22 protein-coding genes and 1 tRNA gene are annotated in these 19,304 nt (G+C 62.9%); 13 read left to right on the top strand and 10 right to left on the bottom strand.

Going from position 1 to position 19,304, the window contains the following annotated elements; all coding sequences use genetic code 11:
• Positions 1–134 precede the first annotated feature (134 nt).
• Entirely contained in the window at positions 135–797 is a 663-nt protein-coding gene (locus BMW75_RS27705) for an SOS response-associated peptidase (protein WP_092582734.1), read from the top strand.
• 2 nt (positions 798–799) lie between these two features.
• On the opposite strand, the gene BMW75_RS27710 is transcribed toward BMW75_RS27705, so the two are convergent.
• Complete coding sequence (locus BMW75_RS27710; protein WP_092582735.1) at positions 800–1,000, bottom strand: hypothetical protein; 201 nt, start codon at positions 998–1,000, stop codon at positions 800–802.
• A 94-nt stretch (positions 1,001–1,094) separates the two neighbouring features.
• Between BMW75_RS27710 and BMW75_RS27715 the strand changes: the two genes are divergently transcribed.
• From BMW75_RS27715 to BMW75_RS27725, 3 genes are all read left to right on the top strand, one after another.
• Positions 1,095–1,406: a hypothetical protein gene (locus tag BMW75_RS27715; protein WP_092582736.1), complete on the top strand. Its 312-nt coding sequence runs from the start codon at positions 1,095–1,097 to the stop codon at positions 1,404–1,406.
• Positions 1,407–1,497: 91 nt separating this feature from the next.
• Entirely contained in the window at positions 1,498–1,752 is a 255-nt protein-coding gene (locus BMW75_RS29930; RefSeq protein WP_305781766.1) for a CrpP-related protein, read from the top strand.
• Between the two features lie 217 nt (positions 1,753–1,969).
• Positions 1,970–2,167 (top strand): DUF3606 domain-containing protein, encoded by a 198-nt coding sequence (locus BMW75_RS27725; protein ID WP_092582737.1) that lies wholly within the window; start codon positions 1,970–1,972, stop codon positions 2,165–2,167.
• Positions 2,168–2,723: 556 nt separating this feature from the next.
• Here BMW75_RS27725 and BMW75_RS27730 read toward each other — a convergent pair.
• From BMW75_RS27730 to BMW75_RS27750, 5 genes are all read right to left on the bottom strand, one after another.
• The gene (locus tag BMW75_RS27730; protein WP_254792147.1) at positions 2,724–3,602 is read right to left on the bottom strand and encodes a Fic/DOC family protein; all 879 of its coding nucleotides are present in this window, start codon (positions 3,600–3,602) and stop codon (positions 2,724–2,726) included.
• A 73-nt stretch (positions 3,603–3,675) separates the two neighbouring features.
• A complete protein-coding gene (locus BMW75_RS27735) occupies positions 3,676–3,885 on the bottom strand; it encodes an antitoxin VbhA family protein (protein WP_092582739.1) in 210 nt (69 codons plus the stop codon).
• An 85-nt stretch (positions 3,886–3,970) separates the two neighbouring features.
• Complete coding sequence (locus BMW75_RS27740) at positions 3,971–4,198, bottom strand: hypothetical protein (protein WP_092582740.1); 228 nt, start codon at positions 4,196–4,198, stop codon at positions 3,971–3,973.
• A 39-nt stretch (positions 4,199–4,237) separates the two neighbouring features.
• Positions 4,238–5,464 (bottom strand): DUF7673 family protein, encoded by a 1,227-nt coding sequence (locus BMW75_RS30030; RefSeq protein ID WP_092582741.1) that lies wholly within the window; start codon positions 5,462–5,464, stop codon positions 4,238–4,240.
• Positions 5,461–6,216 carry a ParA family protein gene (locus BMW75_RS27750; RefSeq protein ID WP_254792148.1) on the bottom strand — a complete coding sequence of 252 codons (756 nt, stop codon included), beginning with the start codon at positions 6,214–6,216 and terminating at the stop codon, positions 5,461–5,463. The genes BMW75_RS30030 and BMW75_RS27750 overlap by 4 nt, the downstream gene beginning before the upstream one ends.
• Positions 6,217–6,632: 416 nt before the next feature.
• Between BMW75_RS27750 and BMW75_RS27760 the strand changes: the two genes are divergently transcribed.
• From BMW75_RS27760 to BMW75_RS27775, 5 genes are all read left to right on the top strand, one after another.
• Positions 6,633–7,031: a hypothetical protein gene (locus BMW75_RS27760; protein ID WP_092582743.1), complete on the top strand. Its 399-nt coding sequence runs from the start codon at positions 6,633–6,635 to the stop codon at positions 7,029–7,031.
• 904 nt (positions 7,032–7,935) lie between these two features.
• Positions 7,936–8,082: a hypothetical protein gene (locus BMW75_RS29615; RefSeq protein WP_175493292.1), complete on the top strand. Its 147-nt coding sequence runs from the start codon at positions 7,936–7,938 to the stop codon at positions 8,080–8,082.
• 3 nt (positions 8,083–8,085) lie between these two features.
• Positions 8,086–9,372: a DUF1173 family protein gene (locus BMW75_RS27765; RefSeq protein ID WP_092582744.1), complete on the top strand. Its 1,287-nt coding sequence runs from the start codon at positions 8,086–8,088 to the stop codon at positions 9,370–9,372.
• A gap of 9 nt (positions 9,373–9,381) precedes the next feature.
• A complete protein-coding gene (locus BMW75_RS27770) occupies positions 9,382–9,651 on the top strand; it encodes a DUF4224 domain-containing protein (RefSeq protein ID WP_081259846.1) in 270 nt (89 codons plus the stop codon).
• Positions 9,652–9,826: 175 nt separating this feature from the next.
• On the top strand, positions 9,827–10,717 hold the full coding sequence (locus tag BMW75_RS27775; RefSeq protein ID WP_139208610.1) for a site-specific integrase: 891 nt from the start codon (positions 9,827–9,829) through the stop codon (positions 10,715–10,717).
• Between the two features lie 95 nt (positions 10,718–10,812).
• On the opposite strand, the gene BMW75_RS27780 is transcribed toward BMW75_RS27775, so the two are convergent.
• Positions 10,813–10,888, bottom strand: a tRNA-His gene (locus BMW75_RS27780).
• A 237-nt stretch (positions 10,889–11,125) separates the two neighbouring features.
• Here BMW75_RS27780 and BMW75_RS27785 point away from each other — a divergent pair.
• On the top strand, positions 11,126–12,583 hold the full coding sequence (locus BMW75_RS27785) for a phospholipase D-like domain-containing protein (protein WP_092582746.1): 1,458 nt from the start codon (positions 11,126–11,128) through the stop codon (positions 12,581–12,583).
• A gap of 53 nt (positions 12,584–12,636) precedes the next feature.
• Here the strand turns inward: BMW75_RS27785 and BMW75_RS27790 are convergent, their stop codons facing one another.
• Entirely contained in the window at positions 12,637–13,065 is a 429-nt protein-coding gene (locus BMW75_RS27790; protein WP_092582747.1) for a PaaI family thioesterase, read from the bottom strand.
• Positions 13,066–13,257: 192 nt separating this feature from the next.
• Here BMW75_RS27790 and BMW75_RS27795 point away from each other — a divergent pair, with 192 nt between their 5' ends.
• Positions 13,258–14,130 carry an NAD(P)-dependent oxidoreductase gene (locus tag BMW75_RS27795; protein ID WP_076515202.1) on the top strand — a complete coding sequence of 291 codons (873 nt, stop codon included), beginning with the start codon at positions 13,258–13,260 and terminating at the stop codon, positions 14,128–14,130.
• Between the two features lie 25 nt (positions 14,131–14,155).
• Here the strand turns inward: BMW75_RS27795 and BMW75_RS27800 are convergent, their stop codons facing one another.
• Together BMW75_RS27800 and BMW75_RS27805 are read right to left on the bottom strand one after the other, a co-directional pair.
• The gene (locus BMW75_RS27800; RefSeq protein ID WP_092582748.1) at positions 14,156–15,427 is read right to left on the bottom strand and encodes an MFS transporter; all 1,272 of its coding nucleotides are present in this window, start codon (positions 15,425–15,427) and stop codon (positions 14,156–14,158) included.
• A gap of 247 nt (positions 15,428–15,674) precedes the next feature.
• Complete coding sequence (locus tag BMW75_RS27805) at positions 15,675–16,331, bottom strand: GntR family transcriptional regulator (RefSeq protein WP_076515205.1); 657 nt, start codon at positions 16,329–16,331, stop codon at positions 15,675–15,677.
• 213 nt (positions 16,332–16,544) lie between these two features.
• Here BMW75_RS27805 and BMW75_RS27810 point away from each other — a divergent pair, with 213 nt between their 5' ends.
• On the top strand, positions 16,545–17,519 hold the full coding sequence (locus BMW75_RS27810; protein WP_092582749.1) for a Bug family tripartite tricarboxylate transporter substrate binding protein: 975 nt from the start codon (positions 16,545–16,547) through the stop codon (positions 17,517–17,519).
• A 23-nt stretch (positions 17,520–17,542) separates the two neighbouring features.
• Positions 17,543–19,138, top strand: a complete 1,596-nt coding sequence (gene ggt, locus BMW75_RS27815) for a gamma-glutamyltransferase (RefSeq protein ID WP_092582750.1) — start codon at positions 17,543–17,545, stop codon at positions 19,136–19,138.
• The last annotated feature ends 166 nt before the right edge of the window (positions 19,139–19,304 follow it).

A 19,304-nucleotide genomic window follows, 5' to 3' on the forward strand; every position in this document is an offset into this window, starting at 1 on the left:
ACTTGACGGCGAGAACAGCGTGTCACACTCGCCAAAGACGCAAGACTGCCCTCTCTCCCCCTCGTGGTGGCCACCCGCAAAACGGCACGCACGCGCCTATACTGGCCGGACATCTGCATTTACAGAGGTGATCGATGTGCGGTCGAATCGTTCAGAAATCGGGTCCGCTGGACTACGTTGAGCGGATCTTTACCAACCAAGGCAAGATCTTCGCGGACCCAGCGGGGCCGCGATTCAACATACCCCCGGGCACGCGCCCGCTCACTTTGCATCGCCTGGCTGAAGGCACCGAGGCCATGGCCAGACTGCCGTGGGGTTACAAGCGCACCGATTCCAAACACTTCATGAGCAATGCCAAGCTGGAGACCATTCTGAAGAACGGATGGCCCTGGCGCTTTCTCATCGGATCTGGGCGCATCCTTGTGCCGGCAGACGGTTGGTACGAATGGCCCGTGCTGGCGGACGGCACCAAGCAGCCCCACTACATCCACGGTGCTGGCCCGCTCTACTTTGCCGCATTGACGGCCTGGTCGCCGGACGCGCCGCTGGATGCCGCTCACGGCTTTGCTATCGTGACCAACGACACGAAGGGCGGAATGGTGGATATCCATGCCAGACGTCCAGTCGCCCTGCCTGCGGAGATCGCGCAACGCTGGATCGACCCGGCACTCTCGGCCGCAGATGCGCGGGATCTGCTGCACGACGACGTGCCCGAGGACGCTTTCACGTGGCATCCGGTCCGGCAGGAAGTGGGCAATTCGAAGTACCAGCTGCCAGACGCCATCGATCCAATCTGACGTCAGGAGCGAGGCTGGTGATCGAACAATGCAAGCGCGCCTTCGAAGGACGCGCGCATGCCAATCAGTCGCGGCGTCTCTCCCCTGCTGTGCCACAGCTCGTGCTGGTAACGCCCATCCACCCAAACGCGGCAGATGGTCCAGCCGGGAGGCCCCGCCCAGTAGTAGTCGTCCATACGGCGCCAATCTTCTGGATTGATCATGGCTACAGTCCCACGCTGCCCACGGAAATTGGGGCGGTATGGCGCAGATTCTAGGCTTGTTTATACTGTATGTCCATACAGTATTGTTTGCATCATGCCTTTCAATCCCCCGCTCCGCGTGGAACAGTTGCGCGCCATCCAGGACCGCCATCGCGGCCCGGACGGCAAGATCAGTGATGTCGACGTGCTAGCGCTCCTGCAGGAGGTCAAGCGCTACCGCTCGTTCATCCTGCGCACCAAGCAACTGTCGGATTGCTTCAAGCGGCCGTCCGGTGTGCTGGCGCCCGTGTACGACGAGTGGTTGGAGATCCTGGCCGCCGAGCCATGCGTCGCCGAGCAAGAGCGGATGGTCCGGGAGTTATTGGAAGCCCCGGGAAAGCTCCGGAAGGGAATGGCTCCGCGGTAAAGGCGCACCTCGCGCCCAGTACTGGCGCACCATTGAATCGAATGACGTTTCATTGGCATACTAGGCACTCGCAACTTTTGGAGGGTATGTCATGTTCGACGACGTCCAGAAGATGGGCGAAGAGGCAGCCCGTAACGGACTTAGCCTGTTGGATTGCCCATACCTGAAGGCGGCCGCGATGCCAGCCCATACGGGGGAATCTCCCGGCGACTGGATCCGGCGAATGGCCGCGTGGGAAGAAGGCTGGAAGAACGAGTTGGCGCAGCGTGGGGCGCCACGATCTGCCAGTCCATTTACAGTCTCCGACCCAAAGAGGCCCCCGGACCGCAGGCTTCCTGTCGTTTAACGGTTACGCCAACAATCAGCGCCCCGCATGGGGCGCTTTTCAATGGCACCCCTGACCGGGCAGGAGTGTTTAGCGGCTAAACCACCGTGTGCGAAATTGGATGCCGACGTTACCGGGAGGCGTTCGTTTTTTGCTTAGCTGCTGAACAGAGTGCTTCCCCACCGGGGCACGCAACTTGCTGGCATTGCAAACTCACGTTCGACTGAAGGAGACCTAAATGTCAGATGACTTGAATCAGCGAGGCCCGCAAGACCGTTCCCGTATCAACGTGAATGAGTCGCACGAGTTGCGATATTGGACAAAGGAGCTGGGCGCGACAGAAGAGCAGCTTCGCGCGGCGGTGAAGGCGGTTGGCGTTTCGGCGAGCGCCGTCCGTGAACATCTCATCGCCCAGCATCGGGGCAGCCGCACCTGAGCTGGGCCGAAGGGGTGAGGCGGTGGAGAATAGCGGTCGAAAATTCATCATCTCTCGCTCCATCGCGCATCCAGGACCGTTCGATTTCCAGCTTGCGATCAATGGCTTCATGAAGCGCTGGCTCGTGGTCAACGGGCTTGCATTCGATACGCAGGCTCGACGCATTCCTGTCGAGCAACCCGAAGCACCTTCCTTCAGAGGCGCAATCCCTCTCACCCAAAGCGGAGCCCGAATACCCGTGGGAAGCAGGCGTGGGGTATTCGGTTTATGCGGCTCTATCACGCTTACTGGGTCATTCGAGCTAGTGTTTTGACCTTCTGTGTCTCATGACTGGTAAGTGGGAGCCGGTGGGTATGTGGGTGAAACTCGGGAAGCCTGTGGGCACACCCTGTGGTCAAGCGCGTGGGCAGGCGGAGCCTGTCCACCGTTTGTCCATCAGCGGTTGTCCATGGGCCGAGCGCAGCGAGCCGAGTGGTCGCGAAGCGATCATCCACATATCCACGGGTTCAGATGAACGTCTTTTGACTTTTGGGGTTTAGCCGCTAAACGCTGGACGTTACCGGTCGATCTCACGAGTGTTCTCGCGCTGCAGCAAGTTCTCGAATTTGGGCCCTTCGGACGACTTTTCGACCAGGCCGACACCGCCATGGGGATATCGGATTTCCACCGACTGACCTGGTACCGCATGCTGCGAGTTAACCAGAGCCCGGCGGCTGTGAAGGACCATCTCTCCGGCACGATCCCTTTGCTCCTGCACGATGTACCGCTCCGTCGATCCGATGACTGTACCCTCGTATGCTTGGCCAGGGACGGCCACGTGGATCTGCACTTTGTCCCCAGCAATGGCTCTGGCCAAATCCTGCGCGTACTCGCGGTCAAGATCGCGCAGGCCAGCGCGGATCAACGAAGCCATGAGAGTTGAATCGCCCTTATATGCTTCGATCGAGGCGCGTGTCATATCTTCGCGCCGGATGCCCTGCCAGTCGATGCCATAACCCGCATCCCGCGCGAGCTGGCCAATGAATTCCCGAATAGTCCTACCGTTCCCCTCTCTAAAAGGATGCAGGACATTGAGCTCACCCAGGTAATGCCCCGCCCGGTCGCTGAAGGCATCGAGTGAAAGCCCCTGCAGGCGCTGATCACGCGCCAGCGGACGGGTGATCTGAGGTGCATAGTTCGCGATTTGCTCGTGGCTAGCGAAGCGCGTAGTGCCCTTCGAAATGTCCACCGCCCGTAGACTCCCCGCCCAGTCGTAGACATCGCCAAAGAGCCGCTTGTGGATTTGCTGAAGGTGCGCCAAGTCAAATTGGCCGTCAACGGGAGCAACGGCGAGCTCATAGGCACGCACCGCTGCGAAGGTCGCCTCCACCCTGTCCAGTTCGGCCGCGTCGGTGATGCCAAACCGGTTGCGAAGCACGCCGGTAGCAGGATCCACGTATGGATCCTTCGCGTCGCTAGGGTATTTGGCCATGGGGGTAGCGAAATGACCGCCTACAGGGCAGCCATTGCTATTGGTCGATCGCGGGAGAGCGAAAGTCCCCCGCGGAGATGCGGGAACGGAGCGTATTGAGCAGATCCGAAATGCTCAAGGTGCCGTCAGCGACGCGATGCAACTCCGCGATAGTCTTCGGGTCGGGCTCCAGCCCCTCGAGACGCTGGGTTGCAACCGCGTTATCCACGGCGCGGTGGCGTTCTTTTAGCTCGAAAGAAGTAGGCATCGGCGAATCTCCAAGACGCTTAATTTTACCGTATGCCCTCTTCCAGCAGGGCTGCGTGTGCCAGGTTTTGCGCTGCTCGAAGTATTCATTCCTTCTCTTTCCATACTCCCAAGATACTGGCGTACAAACCGGCGACGAACACGAACATAAAGAAGACCGCGACGGCTCCGTCAATCGACTTCCATCCGCTCCAGTCCGGGACGACGTGCCGGAGCACCACCACGCCAACAATGATCAGCGCGAGTACCAGATATAGGACGCATACTGCTGCCAGGCATCTCCACGAACCCTTTCGAGTCGGCGTAGGTTTCATTCAGATTCTCCTCTTGGGGTTTAGCGGCTAAACACTGGATTAGGCGTCACTCAGCTCCGGACGCCAAAGGCTAACCAGCGCCTTGAACTGAACATGAATCTCGGTCCCCAAGGTGTCGGGATAGGCGCGCGTTTGTCGTATCAGACCGATCACCAGCAGCATGTCGTCGGCAATCTCGGCGTCAACGCTCCAGAAGTCTGCCAGGTCGAAACCGCCACAGCTCGTCGCGTTCCACCAAGCGAGCAAGAAGCTCGCGACTCGACGGCTTTGCCCGGTGTCGCGCACCGCGGCTTTGATGAGGCGAGCCAGGGCATCAGTCCCCTTTCTTCGCAGCATGGGGTTCGCGGCGTCCTTTTGATCCTGCTCGAGTCGATCCCGACGCTGCTGGAACTCCACCTTCCCTTCTGCAGGAATCTCGCGGACGACCGATGCGGAGGTCGGGTTGGCCGGCCCAGGCGCAGTCACGGGGTCAGGTGCAAGGACAGCATTGGCAGTTGAATCATCGTCCGCGGGCGCTTGCGGGGATGCGGCTGGCGAAGCGCGCTTGGCTTCTCCTGCTTTGCGAATCGCCTTCACCGCAGACCGCGTCGGCTTCGCTTCGGGCGTGCGCAACAGATCTGCCACGGCCTGCGGATCTTCTCGATGAGCCACGGCCAGTTCGTTGGCGAGCGTCACATCAGTGACCTTCCCCGCCGCAACAGCTTCGGCGACCGGCTCGGGCAACGAGTGCATCGCCGCGTGTTGGCTAACCCACGCCTTCGATTTACCGAGAGCGCGCGCCAGTTCTGCCTGGCTCATGCCTAGCGCAACCTTGTGGGCGATGAAGTCAGCAATCTCGCGTGCCGTATGGTTCTCGCGCTGGACGTTCTCAACGACTTGGTCAATATCATCGAAATCGGGGTCCTCGAATGCCGGAACCTGCCGCATGCCGAACACCTTGGCCGCCCGAAAGCGCCGGTGACCATGGTTGATAATGAAGTGGCCCTGAATCGTCGGGTGCGGACGCAGCGAGATCGGTGACTTCATCCCTCGCTTGCCCTGAGCCTCCCGCCTGGCGTAGGACGCGGCAAGCTCTTCGATACTCTCCGTGCTAAATCCGGGGTTGTCTTCCCAGCGGCGATTGGCTTTGTCTTCATGGATGATTTCCACGTCGTACAGCTTGGGTTCGCCTGCGCTGCCTTCCGGCCCGTCCAGCATTGCCGCCAGGTCGCCCAAGCCGGCCAGGTCCAGGCCGCCGGCATCGCCTTGTTTAGCAGCTAAACTCATTTCGCAACTCCCATCGTTTGAAGAACGTGATTGCCGAGCGCGCGCATCTCCGCGCCCGCGGCTCGCGCAGTCGTCTTTTTGCTCTTCCAAACGGGTTCACCCGCCGCCAGAGCCTCTGCAACGCTAGTGCGCAGGCCCACGACAACGGGGGCCAGAAGCTTGCCGTGTGCGGCTTGCACCTCGGCGAGATGTTTGACCTGGCGCGGATTACGGCGGTCAACTCGGTTCGGCACGATGCCAAGGAAATGCAGCTTGGGGTTGTGCTGCTTGGCGCCGACTATCACGCGCATCATGTCCTTGATGCCCTCGATGCTGTAGTCCTCCATCTCGACCGGACTGATGACGGCATCCGCGGTGCGAAGCGCAGTAATGGTGGCGATGCCGATGCTGGCGGGGGTGTCGATCACGCAGAGATCGAAGCCTCGCTTTTCAAACTCGCGCAGATTTACCGGGAAATGTCGAAGCGCACGTTCGAGTGGTATGTAGATGACGTTGGCCAAAAGACGATCCGCGTGCAGTAGGGAGATCGGGCCAGTAGCCTCAGGTATGACCGGCACCTCGTCGAGAAACAGCGCGCTCGCCGGTACCTCCAGGCGGTGTTGGCGCATGGTCTTGGAGAGATTCCCGGTATCCAAATCCACCACGAGCGTCTTAAGCCCCTGTTCGGCGGCGTGAAATGCAATGTGGACGGCGTCAGCCGTCTTGCCTACGCCACCCTTATTCTGAGCGACCACGGCAGTTTTCATACTCATGAATGTTCCCTCGTAGAAAAGATACGGGTGTTGATCAGCGGCGAAACGCTGCGAATCACTGTGACGTTTTGGATTGAGGCTGCGATGGCTCGGGCAAGTCTGGCCAAGCGAGCCAGTAATCGTGCGGACGGAGCATCTGTCGCGATACTCCCGTTATCCGCTCGATCGCGACCCCCTTCCGAGGGCCTACCAGCTTGTAACCGTAGGCAATCTGTCGGAGGTATTCCCAGCTCGTGCGGTGGGCTGTGCATCTCGCCCGGGCTTCGTCCAGCGGAGTTTTTCGGAGCCAATCGATCAAGGGCTCGATGCGGGGGTAATGTTTGGAGGCGCTCATATGTACTAAATAGTACATTCAAACGGTACAGCCGTGTTGTACTTTTTGGTAAAGCGAGCCTTGCTAATGCAGAATCCGCGCCATGGACGCCGCTGCGCAGGAAATGCAGGTCCGCAGAGACCGCTTACGTGCGTGGATTTCCGCGCACTACCCGAACACGCGCGCGTTCTGTCTGGAACATGGGCTCAACGAGAGTGAGATTTCCCAACTCCTGCGCACGAAGAGTTTCGGTTCTCGTAGAGCGAGGAACCTAGAGGCTCAGGCGGGCATGCCGCTGCGATATCTGGAAGGCGTTGACCTGACGGCTGAACTGAGCCCTACCGGCCCCTCTACTCCCGTGAAGGTAGCCTCGCCGCAGTGGCCTTTTCGCCACTCGAAGTACGATGACTACCTACTTCTGAGCCCCGAGAAGCGGGCAGAGCTGGATATCCGCGTATCCGAGTTCATCGCGGGCGCGATTCAGAAAAAAAGAACTGCCTAAATCGCAACCGCGAGTCGATTCGTGCGATGCCGCTCGGACGAGTGGAGCCACCACCCGCGCTAATTTACGACTGGTCTGGTCCGTCAAGGACAGCAAAGAGCAAACTCCGCTCAACGCCTAGATTTGTGTGACCTATTGTATCTTGCATTGCGTAATGTCGCAGTTTCGGCACAAACCGCATATGTACTAAAAGGTATTGACCGTGTATGTACTAAAGAGTACAGTTAAATCCATACGCTCTTTAACAATACGCAACAGAAGTACCGTCCCGCGCCACCTTTGACGTCGGCGCACGAAGGGGAGCCAGCCGCGATCATTCGAAGGCCCCAGGGACGAAAACAAGCGGCAAAAGTCTAGGGGGTCGGGTTGAGGCCCGTGAAGCCCGGCCAAGTGCAGAACGCATTTGGTTGAAAAAATCTGTTCAGGCGCAGAGCTTGAATGACCCCTTTAGATCTCGCATCGACCTAGGAACGGGGTGAAAGCCCATCCCTGACACAACCTGAGACGGGTAGTCCGCGAGCGCCTAAGCAGTATTTGCGTGCCCCCCGTGGCGAGTAACGGCGGGGAGAACACTTGGCCGGGAGACCAACTGGCCAGCGCCGTGAAAGTCGGCAGGAATCCGCCAGCGTCGTGGTATCTCGCTGGCGGCATCCGAATCGGCGTTCAGCATTCCAAGTCGTGTTTAGCAGCTAAACACTATCTGGCCGAGCGCTCCGATCCGGATGGGACCACACCAAAAGTTGAGGCGAGCCTGGCTCAATCTGTTTAGCCGCTAAACACTTTCCGTTCAGACCCAGAAGCGCGCACGAACCGACACTTCCGTCGGCCATCCCCGTACCGCGCTTGGCGACGCCATGGCGTCCCCCGATCCCCGTCGTACCCGCCATCCCGCACATGGAATTTCATGATGAAGCAATTTATCGTCTGGACGCTTGCCGCCTTGATATTCGTGGCGGTCTATGCGGGCTACCTCGTCTACTCCGATGCGAAAGCCGACTGTGCAAAGCAGCAAGTCGTGAGCAAATCGTTCTGCGACGCCGTCGGGAGTTAAGCCATGGAACGCAAGCTGTACCCGGTAGAAATAAGTCTCGGCCCGAATACACGCCCCTACTCGCCTGAGTTCCAAACGCAGGAGGAGTACAAGGATGGATGGAAGCGAGTACTGCTGATGGCTCACGGAAAGGCGTATGTGCGATGCACCTGCCCTGGCGATGGCGAGAAGCGATTGTCAATCCACAGCCGCGCGAACTCCGACAGATTCCACCTTGCCCGGTTTCCTGAAACTGGCGCCGAGCACAGCGAAGACTGCGTTTACTACGGGGTCGACCCCAGCATGTCTGGCCTCGGCTCCTACCGCCGTGGCGTGGTGCAGGAGCTTGATGATGGCGCAGTAAAGATCAAGCTAAAAGTTGGGCTGCAGCAGCGCGCGGCCGTAGCCCCCGAGGACACCGACAACAGCGGAGCGGCTGAGGCGAAGGTGGCCACACCTCGGCCTCGCTCCGGCCAGGCAAGCATGACGTTGCTCGGGCTCCTGCATTTTCTCTGGACACAGGCCGGAATAAATGCGTGGGCTCCGGGCATGGAAGGCAAGCGCAACTTGGGAGTCGTGCATCACCATCTCATGCGCGTTGCGATGGCGACATATGCAGGCCGCGTTCGCTTATCGCAAAACCTGGTTGTTGCCACCCCGTCGGGTTCCGGGCAACAGGCTGGCCAGAACAAGGCAAAGAGCCTGGATGCCATTACCCAGCGCAGGCGGCTCGTCGTTATTGCACCCCTCGCCCAGCACCAAGAAGGGATGGACGGCAGCAGCGTACTTCCCATCGCTGGCTTTCACGGCATACCGCATCTAGGTTTGGATGATGGCATCTGGGCGTCGATCGAGCGCCGCTTCGTTCGCGAACTCGACGCCTGGCGAGCGGGGAATCCGATCATCGCGGTCGCGCAAACTGATCCGCCTAAGTCTTCCGCGGGCAACGTACGTGCACGAGTCGTGGACATCTCGCTGATGCAGATCACACGGGACTGGATCCCCGTCGATTCCGGATTTGAAGCGCTCATCGCCGAGAAGCTGGTCGCCGAAAAGCGCCGCTTCGAGAAGCCGCTGCGCTTCGATGCGGGGGAGGACGCAGTGTTCCCTGATTTCTGGCTGCGAGACGTGCCTATCCCGATCCCTCTTGAGGTGTGGGGTATGAACAGCACCGAATACCAGGCACGCAAGCGCGAGAAGGCTGCCCACTATGACGAAGCATACGGCACTGGAATCTGGTGGTCGTGGAATGCGGCCATTGGCGATCCAGTGCCCGACTTGCCTCAACCCGAATTCCGACATTCAACTTAGGAGGAGCCTATGGCAAGCGACTATCTGAGCGCCCTCGAACTGGCTGATCTCGTAGGGTGCAAAGCCAATCAACGCGCCGCCATGGCAAATTGGCTTGACGACAACCGATGGAGTTACGTGCTCGCCAGCAATGGCCTGCCGCGGGTTCTTCGTGAGTACCGCAACAAGAAATTAGGTTTGACCAATGACCAAAAGCCCAAGGCCGGCCTCGAAAGCGGGCCGGACATCCACGCGTTCAAACAGCCGCCTCGAGTCCGCGGGCGTTCCGCGTCTCTATAAAAGGGTCGGCGTCGGTATAGTCTCCTTCTACTACATCTACCCCGATGGACGCGGTGAAACGTTAGCCAAGGCGCCCCTCGGCGACAGAGCCGCAATTGAACAGGCAAAGCGCACCGCAATGCGCCGCGCTTTGGAGATTAGAGACGGAGCCGTAGTGGCCGGCTCGGTAGCGGAAATGATCGAGAAGTTCAGCGATGAAATCGATCCGACGCACTATGCCGATCAGACACCGCACGGCAGGGCATCGAGACGCGCCGCGTATGAGAACCTTATCGCCTTCTTCGGACGTATGGCCCCCAGAATGCTGCGCAAACAGCATGGCTATCAGTTTCTGCAAGCGCGCGCCGAGGCCGGCGCGCCAGCCCGTGCGAACAAAGAGATCTCTCAAATGGCGACCATCTGCCATTTCGGCGTCCGGTGGGATTTGATGGACGAAAACCCGTTTACTGGGATGATGCTGAATAAGACCGACACATTGGTGAGGGTCGTCACACGCCGCCAGGTGCTGCGCTTCTATCTGTGGTCACTCAAACAACGCCAGAATTTCCGCACTCTTGGGTGCGCAGCGATGTTTACCTATCTCACAGGCTTTCGAGCCGCTGAAGTCCGTCCTTTTTTGAAGGAGGGATTGCAGCGCGACGGGGTGATCGTGATTTCGGCCAAGCGCAAAAAAGGAGAAACGGCGACACTCAAACGTCGGTACTGGTCTCAGCGCTTGCATTGCGTAGTTCAGCGCGCTCTGCAGCGCGAAGACAAAATTCCGAGCAAGTATTTGTTCGCCGCAACCCGTCGCGGGGCGTGCTATTCCCGCTCTGGGTGGGGATCGTCTTGGCAGGATGCGATGAACGCCTGGATCAGGACCGTTGACCCGAGCGTAAAGGAGTTCGACCTGGTCACGGAACACGAACTGTACTTCTCACTCCAGGATATTCGACCGACTGCAGTGACGAGAAAGCTGGAGCAACAAGCACATGACGCCTATGACTTTGCAGGCCACGCAAACCCGTCGACCACACATAAGCACTACGATCGACGGCGCGTAAAAAGCGCCACAGCCACCGAGTAAATTTAAAAACGGCAATTTCCGTTTAAAAATTCGCATTGTGAAAAGAAAAAAGGCACTTCGCTTTCGCGTAAGTGCCTGATTTCACGAGAATTCTTTGGGGTGGCTGATGGGACTCGAACCCACGACAACCGGAATCACAATCCGGGACTCTACCAACTGAGCTACAGCCACCACTGGGTACTGCTTGGGGTATTGCGTCGGTGTTACCCAATACCCTTGCGGTGTTTTCGCTTGCCGCGCTGTCTTCAAAACCTGTTTCGAAGAACGCTCAACAACGAAGAGGCCGAATTCTAGCACGTTTTTTTGGAAGGTGTGAAATCCTGCTGCGAAGGACGTGTTGCCAGTCGCAGCAGCCTTGCTATTCTTGCGCATGGTTAATCTCCGGAGGCCGCGTCTCAAGCCATCGCCATGGATCGCATACACGCATTTTTGACTGAATATTGGCCCCATATTGCCTTTGCCATCAGCATCGTGGCGGGCACAGGCGCGGCGGTGCATGCCGCGATGACCAAGCAGGATGTGCGGGCGGCCATCGGATGGGTGGGGGTGGCGATGTTCTCGCCGATCCTTGGGGCGCTCTTCTATTTCGTGGCCGGGATCAACCGCATTCGCAAGACGCGGGTGTCGCAGCAGCGGGACGACGCCATGCTGGAGGATGCGGAACAGGTGGCGACGGCGGCGGTGGACGTGGTGCCGATTTCGGGCGAGCAGTTTGCCTCGCTGAAAGTGCTGGGCGACCGGGTCAGCCGCTTTCAGCTTCTGGGCGGCAACGAGGTGCGGCCGCTGGCTGGCGGCGACGAGACGTATCCGGCGATGCTGCAGGCCATCCGCGCGGCGCGCCGCACGGTGGCGATGCAGAGCTATATCTTCGACAACGATCCGATCGGCCGCGAGATGGCCGAGGCGCTGATCGAAGCGCAGGCGCGCGGCGTGCAGGTGCGGGTGCTGATCGACGCGGTCGGTTCCAAGTATTCGCGTCCGCCCATCGTGCGCATGCTGGCGCGCGCCGGCGTGCCGGTGGCGCGGTTCATGACGAATCCGCTGGGCGTGCTGCGCATGCCCTATGCCAATCTGCGCAGCCACCGCAAGGTGCTGGTGGTGGACGGGCGTGTGGGGTTCACGGGAGGGATGAACGTGCGCGCGGCGTTCGTCACCGCGCTGGCGGGCGAGGCCACCAACCACGATACGCATTTCCGCCTGGAAGGGCCCATCGTGACGCAGCTCATGTCGGTGTTTGCGCACGACTGGAACTTCACCACGCACGAGTCGCTGCCCGCCGCGTTGTGGTTCGATCCCGACGCCCTGCCGCCTTCGGGCCGGGTGCCGATCCGCTGCGTGCCGTCGGGGCCCGACCGCGCGCTGGGCAGCACGCACAACATGCTGCTGGGCGCGCTGGCGGTGGCGCGGCATCACGTCCGGATCCAGTCGCCCTATTTCCTGCCCGACCAGACGCTGATCGGCGCGCTGGCCACGGCGGCGCGGCGCGGGATCCAGGTGGACATCGTAATCCCGGGCAAGAACAACCTGCGGCTGGTGGACTACGCGATGACGGCGCAGCTTGACCAGGTAGTGCGCACCGGCTGCCGCGTCTGGCGGTCGCAAGGCGCGTTCGACCATTCCAAGCTGATGACGGTGGACGATGCCTGGACCTACGCCGGCTCGTCGAACCTGGACCCGCGCAGCCTGCGGTTGAATTTCGAGTTGGACACCGAGATCTACGATCCCGCGGTTGCGCGCTGGATCGGCGCGCGCTTCGATGCGCTGGTCGCCAATGCGCAGCGCGTGGCGCTGGAAGACCTGCTGAGTGCGCCATTTGCGAAGCGCCTGCGCAACAAGGTGATCTGGCTGGCGACGCCGTATCTGTAGCCTGCCGCGCGCGCCCCGCCCCACGCCGACGGCCGGGGCGGCGCCGCGCACACCTAGCCGTCCGAGGCGGGCACGGCGGCGTGGCGCACCGCGAACACGGCGCTGGCCTTGAGCATGGGGCGACCGTCCACCTGCAAGAGGCAGGTCGCGTAGATGAGCCGCTTGCCCTGCTTGTCGATATGCACGTGCGCCTCGAGCCAGTCGCCGGGATTGACCGCGTTGAGGAATTCGACGGACATCTGTGCCGTGACGACGGAGACGTGGGCCTCTTCCGAAATGACCAGACCCAGCGCGCTGTCGGCGAAGGTGGCCAGGAATCCGCCATGCGCCATGCCGTGCATGTTGCCGTGGGCCGCATTGACGCGCAGCGCCAGCACGTTGTCGGCCTTGCGCCGATAGAACGCGCCGAGCTCGTTCAGATGGCGCATGAATTGGCTGCTGGGATACCAGGGCGAAAAACCGTCGGGAATGGAGTCTGTCATGGCTGCCGCTGCAAGAGTCCCCAGGTGGGACGATTCCCGGAAGTATTCCAGACACGCCGGCGCCGGCATAGCGCGGTGGTCGGCGCGCGGACGCCTGCCGGGCGTTGCCGCGTCGGTGCCGGCCCGGCCCGCGGGTTCTGAGGGTAAGATTTACGCCACAACAATCACCCCACATGGCAGGAGCAGTAGAAGATGGCGAAAGTCGGCATGGTTGGTATCGGCCTCATGGGCCACGGCATTGCAAGCAACCTGGTAAAGCATGGTCACGCGCTGACCGTGTTGGAACACCCGGGCAACCAGCCCCTGGACGCGCTCAAGGCCGCCGGCGCGGTCAGCGTGGCCACTGGCGCCGAGCTGGCCGCGCAGTCGGACGTGATCATCCTGTGCGTCACGGGCAGCCCGCAGGTCGAAGCCGTGCTGCTGTCGCCGGGCGGCGTGCTGGAAGGGCTGCGTCCCGGCACCGTCATCATCGACTGCTCGACCGCGATCCCGTCGTCGACCGTGAAGGTCGCGCAGGCCGTCACCGAGCGCGGCGGGCGCTTCCTGGACGCGCCCATGACGCGTACGCCGAAGGAAGCCGCCGAAGGCCGGCTGAACCTCTTGGTGGGCGGCGACGCGGCGCTGTTCGAGGAATGCAAGCCGATCCTGGCGTGCTTTGCGGAGAACATCACGCATGCCGGCCCCGTCGGCGCGGGCCATCGCATGAAGCTGCTGCACAACTATGTGTCGCTGGGCGTGGTGGCGCTGCTGTCCGAGGCCGCGGCCTGCGCGCTGCGCTCGGACATCGACCCCGCGGTGTTCGCCGAGGTGCTGTCCAAGGGCGGCGGCGGCGGCGTGGCGCTTGAACGCATCAAGCCTTATCTGCTTGAACAGGATCCGTCGTCGCTGCGCTTTTTTATGTCGAACGCGCAGAAGGACCTGTCCTACTACAACACCATGGCCGCGGAAGCCGGGGCCGTGCGCGAGATCGGCGCGGCCGTGCAGCACACGTTCGACCAGGCCGTCACGCAAGGCGGCGGCGACCGCTACGTGCCGGAACTGGTGTCGTTGCTGAAAGACCGATAGGTCCGGCCGGGCGGCGGGCGGCGGTTCAGCGCCCGCCGGCAGGCACCACGCGCGGCGGCCGTACGATTCCCCGGGGCGGCAGCCGCATGGATATCGCCGCGGCCAGCAACAGCAGCGCGCCCGCCGAGCCGAACGCCACCCAGTGCGTGCCGAAGGTTTCAAAGGCCCAACCCCCGAGCCACGAGCTGATCATGCCGCCCACCTGGTGGCCCAGATAGGTCAGCCCATACAGCACGCCGACCAGCCGGATGCCGTACACGTCGGCCAGGATGGCCGACGACAAGGCGATGCTGCCCGCCCAGACGATGCCGCCGATGGTGGCGGCCAGATACAGTTCCCAATGCGCGCCCACCATGACGAGCGCGAAAAAGCCCAGTCCCCGCACCAGGTAGATGGCGGCAAGAATGTTGCGGCGTTCGACCTGATCGGACATGCGACCCAGCACCAGCGTGCTGAAGATGGCGACCAGGCCGATGAGACCGATGCCCAGCGAGCTGGTGGTGGCGTCAAAGCCGTGGTCCATCAGCATGGGCATGCCGTGCGTGCCTAGCAGGTTCATGCTGAAGCCACAGGCGAACAAACCCAGCGCGACCTGCCAGAAGGGCACGCTGCGCAGGGCTTCGCCCAGCCCCGGCGCTGGCGCCTTGGCGGCCGGCTTGGCTGCGGCGGATTTTTCAACGATCTGGTGGGGGAGCAGGTCGGTGTGCTCGGGCGCCTCGTCGCGCATCACGAAGAGCGCCACCGGCACGGTCAGCAGCGCGAACAGCGCGGCAAAGCCCAGCAGGGTCGCCTGCCAGCCCGCCGCCGCGATGGCAAACGTCAGCGTGGGCGTCATCAGCGCAATGCCGGCCATCGAGCCGGTGGACAGGAAGAAGAGCGCCATGCCGCGCTGGCGCGTGAACCAGCGGCTGATCACGGGCGTCAGCGCGACCGGGCTGGTGAAGGCCAGGCCGATGGACAGCGCGACGCCGAAGGACAGCAGGAATTCGAGAGGGCCGCGCGCGTAGACGGTCCAGATGGACGACGCCACGACGATGGCGGTGCCGGTGAGGAGCACGAAGCGCGTGCCGCGGATGCTGACCAGATAGCCCGCCAGCGGCATGCCCAGCCCGTAGCACAGCATCCCGATGGCCACGATGCTCGACAGCACGCTGCGCGAAAATCCCAACCCGTCGGCCATGGGCAGGAAGAACGGTCCGATCCCCATCCGCAGGCCGACCGTCAACAGGGTGAGCACCGTGGCGGCGCCCACGATGTTCCAGCCGAAATACCAGCCGCCCGATGCTTGCTTATCCAATCTCTTCTCCTCCGTGTCTTTTTTTGGCCGCTTGCGCGCCGGGACTTGCAGACACCGCGGGGGAGGCACGGAGCGACGCTCCGCTGTCGACAGGGGTGGGAAGGGCCAGGCGTGGATCGGCGTGCTCGTGCCGGCGCAATCGCGTCGGCGGACGCGACACATATTACTCCCGGCTATATGCGAATGCGGCCGCGGCGTGAAAATCCTGTCCGGTGAGCGGCCAGATGGCCCGCGCCGCGCGGCCGGGTCAGCCCGCCTGCGCCAGGAACGCCTGCAAGGCCGGCACGGTGTTGAGCACGTGTTGGCGCATCGCGGCCTCGCAGCGCGCCGCGTCGCGGGTCTGCAGCGCGTCGATCAGCTCCTGGTGCGACTCGCGCACGCGCAGCACGCGGCCAGGTTGGGCGGCCCACAGGCGCATGTAGGGCTCGACCACGGAATGCAGTTCGGATATCTGGTTCAACAGGCGCGGCTGCTTGCAGAAGCTGCACAGGTATTCGTGGAACTCGCGGTGGGCGGTGGTCCAGTCCAGGTCTTCGCCGGCGCCCTGGTCCAGCTGCTCGAGCATGTTGGTCAGCCGGCGCAAGGGCTCGGCGCCCATGTTGGAGACCGCGTTGCGCACGGCCAGCCCTTCCAGCACGGAACGCATCTCGAAGACCTCGAGCATTTCCTGCTGGTTCAGGCCGCGCACCACGGCGCCGCGGTTGGCGCGGATTTCGACCAGACCCTCCGAGGCCAGGCGGCGCAGCGCGCCACGCACCGGCATGCGGCTGGTGCCGATTTCCGCGGCGACGACGTCGGGCACCAGGCGCTGGCCGGGCGCGTAGCGTCCCAGCCGGATTTCGCGCTGCAGGTGCAGGTACGCCTCGTCTTCGGCGCTGATGGCTGTCTTCTGGAATTGCAGCACTTACGTCCCCGGGCTTGGAAAGCCGCCATGATAGATAAGGGCGAAAATAACACAAACTGGATCCAATGATCCATGGATGCAAACACTAATGGCCGGGTGGACGCGGCTTGCGTCTAATCCAGCCAGGACGCGGCCCGCCGCGCCCGACCGGCCGGAAGGGGCAAGAGACCCGCCCGGCTTATACGCTTTCCAATACGCGATCAAGGGGAACCCATGAAATTTCGTCTCATCCGGGCGCTGGCAGGCGCCGCCGTGATGGCCTTTGCGGCTCAGGCCGGGGCCCAGGCCACGGACTGGCCGCAGCATCCCGTGCGCATCGTCGTGCCGTTCCAGGCCGGCTCGGCCACGGACCTGATCTCGCGCCAGCTCGGCGCGGCGCTGTCGGCCGAACTGGGCCAGCCCTTCGTCATCGAAGCCCGCCCCGGCGCCGCAGCGGCCATCGGCAGCGCCTCGGTCGCGCGCTCGGCGCCGGACGGCTACACGCTGCTGATGGGCGGCCCGGCCGCCGTGGTCACCAACCGCTTCCTGCAAAAGCGCCTGGCCTACGATCCGGACGCCTTTGAACTGGTGTCGATGGTCGCCTACACGCCCAACATCCTGCTGGCCAATCCGTCGCAGCCCTTCAAGACCCTGCCCGAGATGGTGGCCTACGCGCGCGCCAACCCCGGCAAGCTGACCTACGCCTCGTTCGGCACGGGCACGACCTCGCACATGGCGGGTGAAATGCTCAAGTCCGTCGCCGGCATCGACATCCTGCACGTGCCCTACAAGGGCGCCGGCGAAGCCATCCCCGCCCTCCTGAGCGGCCAGGTGTCGATGTATTTCGACACGATCATGACCGGCCTGCCCCAGGCCAAGAGCGGCGCGCTGCTGGCGTTGGGCATGTCCAACTCGAAGCGGTCGGCGCTGGCCCCCGAGATTCCCACCATCGCCGAACAGGGCTTCTCGGGCTACGACATCGCGCCGTGGTACGGCCTGGTCGCCCCGCAAGGCACGCCCGCGCCGATCCTGGACAAGCTCAACCGCGCCGTCAACAAAGTGCTCGCCGACCCCGCGTTGCGCGGTAAGCTCGCCGAAGCCGGCGCCGAGCCGCGTGGCGGCAGCCGCGAGGAATTCGCCGCCTTCATCAAGGCCGAGATTCCGCGCACCAAGCAGTTGATCGACCAGGCCGGCATCACCCCGCAGTAATCCCCTTACGAGTTCCAGCATCCATGTCCTCCCCCTTCGATTGGTCTTTTCCGTACGCTTCCCGAAAAATGCCGGTCCTGGCCGCCAACGCGGTCGCGACCAGCCAGCCGCTGGCTGCGCAGGCGGGACTACGCATGCTGCTGGCCGGTGGCAATGCCGTTGACAGCGCCATTGCCACCGCGATCGCCCTGACCGTCGTCGAGCCCGTCATGAACGGGATCGGCGGCGACATGTTCGCCCTGATCTGGCACGAGGGCCAGTTGTACGGCCTGAACTCCAGCGGCTGCGCGCCGGCCGCCTGGACGCCCGAGTACTTCAAGGGCCGCGACGCCATGCCGGGCACCGGCTGGGGAACGGTCACGGTGCCGGGGCAGGTGGCGGGCTGGAAGGCCCTGTCCGACCGCTTCGGCAAGCTGCCCTTCGCCAAGCTGTTCGAGCCCGCCATTGCCTACGCCGAAGACGGCTTCGCCGTGTCGCCCACCATCGCGCGCCAATGGGCCAACCAGGCGCCCAAGCTCGCGGCCGAGCCCGGCTTTGCCGACGCGTTCCTGCCGCAGGGCCGCGCGCCGCAGGCCGGCGAATGGTGGCGCTTTCCCGAGCAGGCCAAGACCCTGCGCGAGATCGCCGAAACCGGCGGCGAAAGCTTCTACCGCGGCGAACTGGCCCGCAAGATTGCCGACTTTGCCCGCCAGACGGGCGGCGCGCTGACCGCCGTGGACCTGGCCGAACACCAGGCCGAGTGGGTCAAGCCCATTTCCCAGTCGTTCCGCGACTACGAACTGCACGAGATTCCGCCCAACGGCCAGGGCATCTCGGCGCTGATGGCGCTGGGCATGCTTGAACAATTCGACCTGGAAGGCATGGGCCGCGACAGCGCCGACTACTACCACGTCAGCATCGAAGCCATGAAGCTGGCGTTCGCTGACCTGCACCATCACGTCGCCGACCCGCGCCACATGCGCACCGACGCGCGCGCCCTGCTCGACCGTGCCTACCTGGCCGACCGCGCGCGCCTGATTTCCATGGACCGCGCCAGCGTGCCGGCCGCCGGCACGCCCGCCACAGGCGGCACGGTCTACCTGACCGCGGCCGACGCCGGCGGCACGATGGTGTCGTTCATCCAGTCCAACTATCACGGCTTCGGTTCGGGCGTGGTCGTGCCCGGCACCGGCATCAGCCTGCACAACCGCGGATTGAACTTCGTGCTCAAGCCCGGTCACGCGAACCAGGTCGCGCCGCGCAAGAAGCCCATGCACACCATCATTCCGGCGTTCGTCACACGCGGCGGCCAGCCCGTCATGTCGTTCGGCGTGATGGGCGGCTCGATGCAGGCGCAGGGCCATCTGCAGATGGTCACGCGCCTGGCGGCCTTCGGCCAGAACCCGCAGGCCATGAGCGACGCGCCGCGCTTCCGCGTGGAAAACGGTCCGGTCGTGAACGTGGAATCGCACCTGCCGGCCGACGTGGTCGACACGCTGCGCGCGCGCGGCCACAACGTCGCGGTGGCGCCGTCGGACAGCCTGGAGTTCGGCTCGGCCCAGCTCATCTGCCGCCTGCCGCAAGGCGGCTACGTGGCCGCCTCCGACTCGCGCCGCGACGGCCAGGCAGTCGGCTTCTGAGGCATTGCGGGGCAAGCCGGACTTTCCCGCGAAAGTTCGGCGACAATCCGTGACCGTCCGGCGCGCGCCCGCGCCGCACGCCAACCGCCTCGCGCGCCGTCACATCCCTGCAGCAGCGCCGGCCGATACTGCCGCCTCGCTGCAAGAAGGACCGAAATGCCCCACC

Origin of the sequence: Achromobacter sp. NFACC18-2, from assembly GCF_900108985.1 — a bacterium.
In the GTDB taxonomy this organism is placed as follows: domain Bacteria; phylum Pseudomonadota; class Gammaproteobacteria; order Burkholderiales; family Burkholderiaceae_B; genus Achromobacter.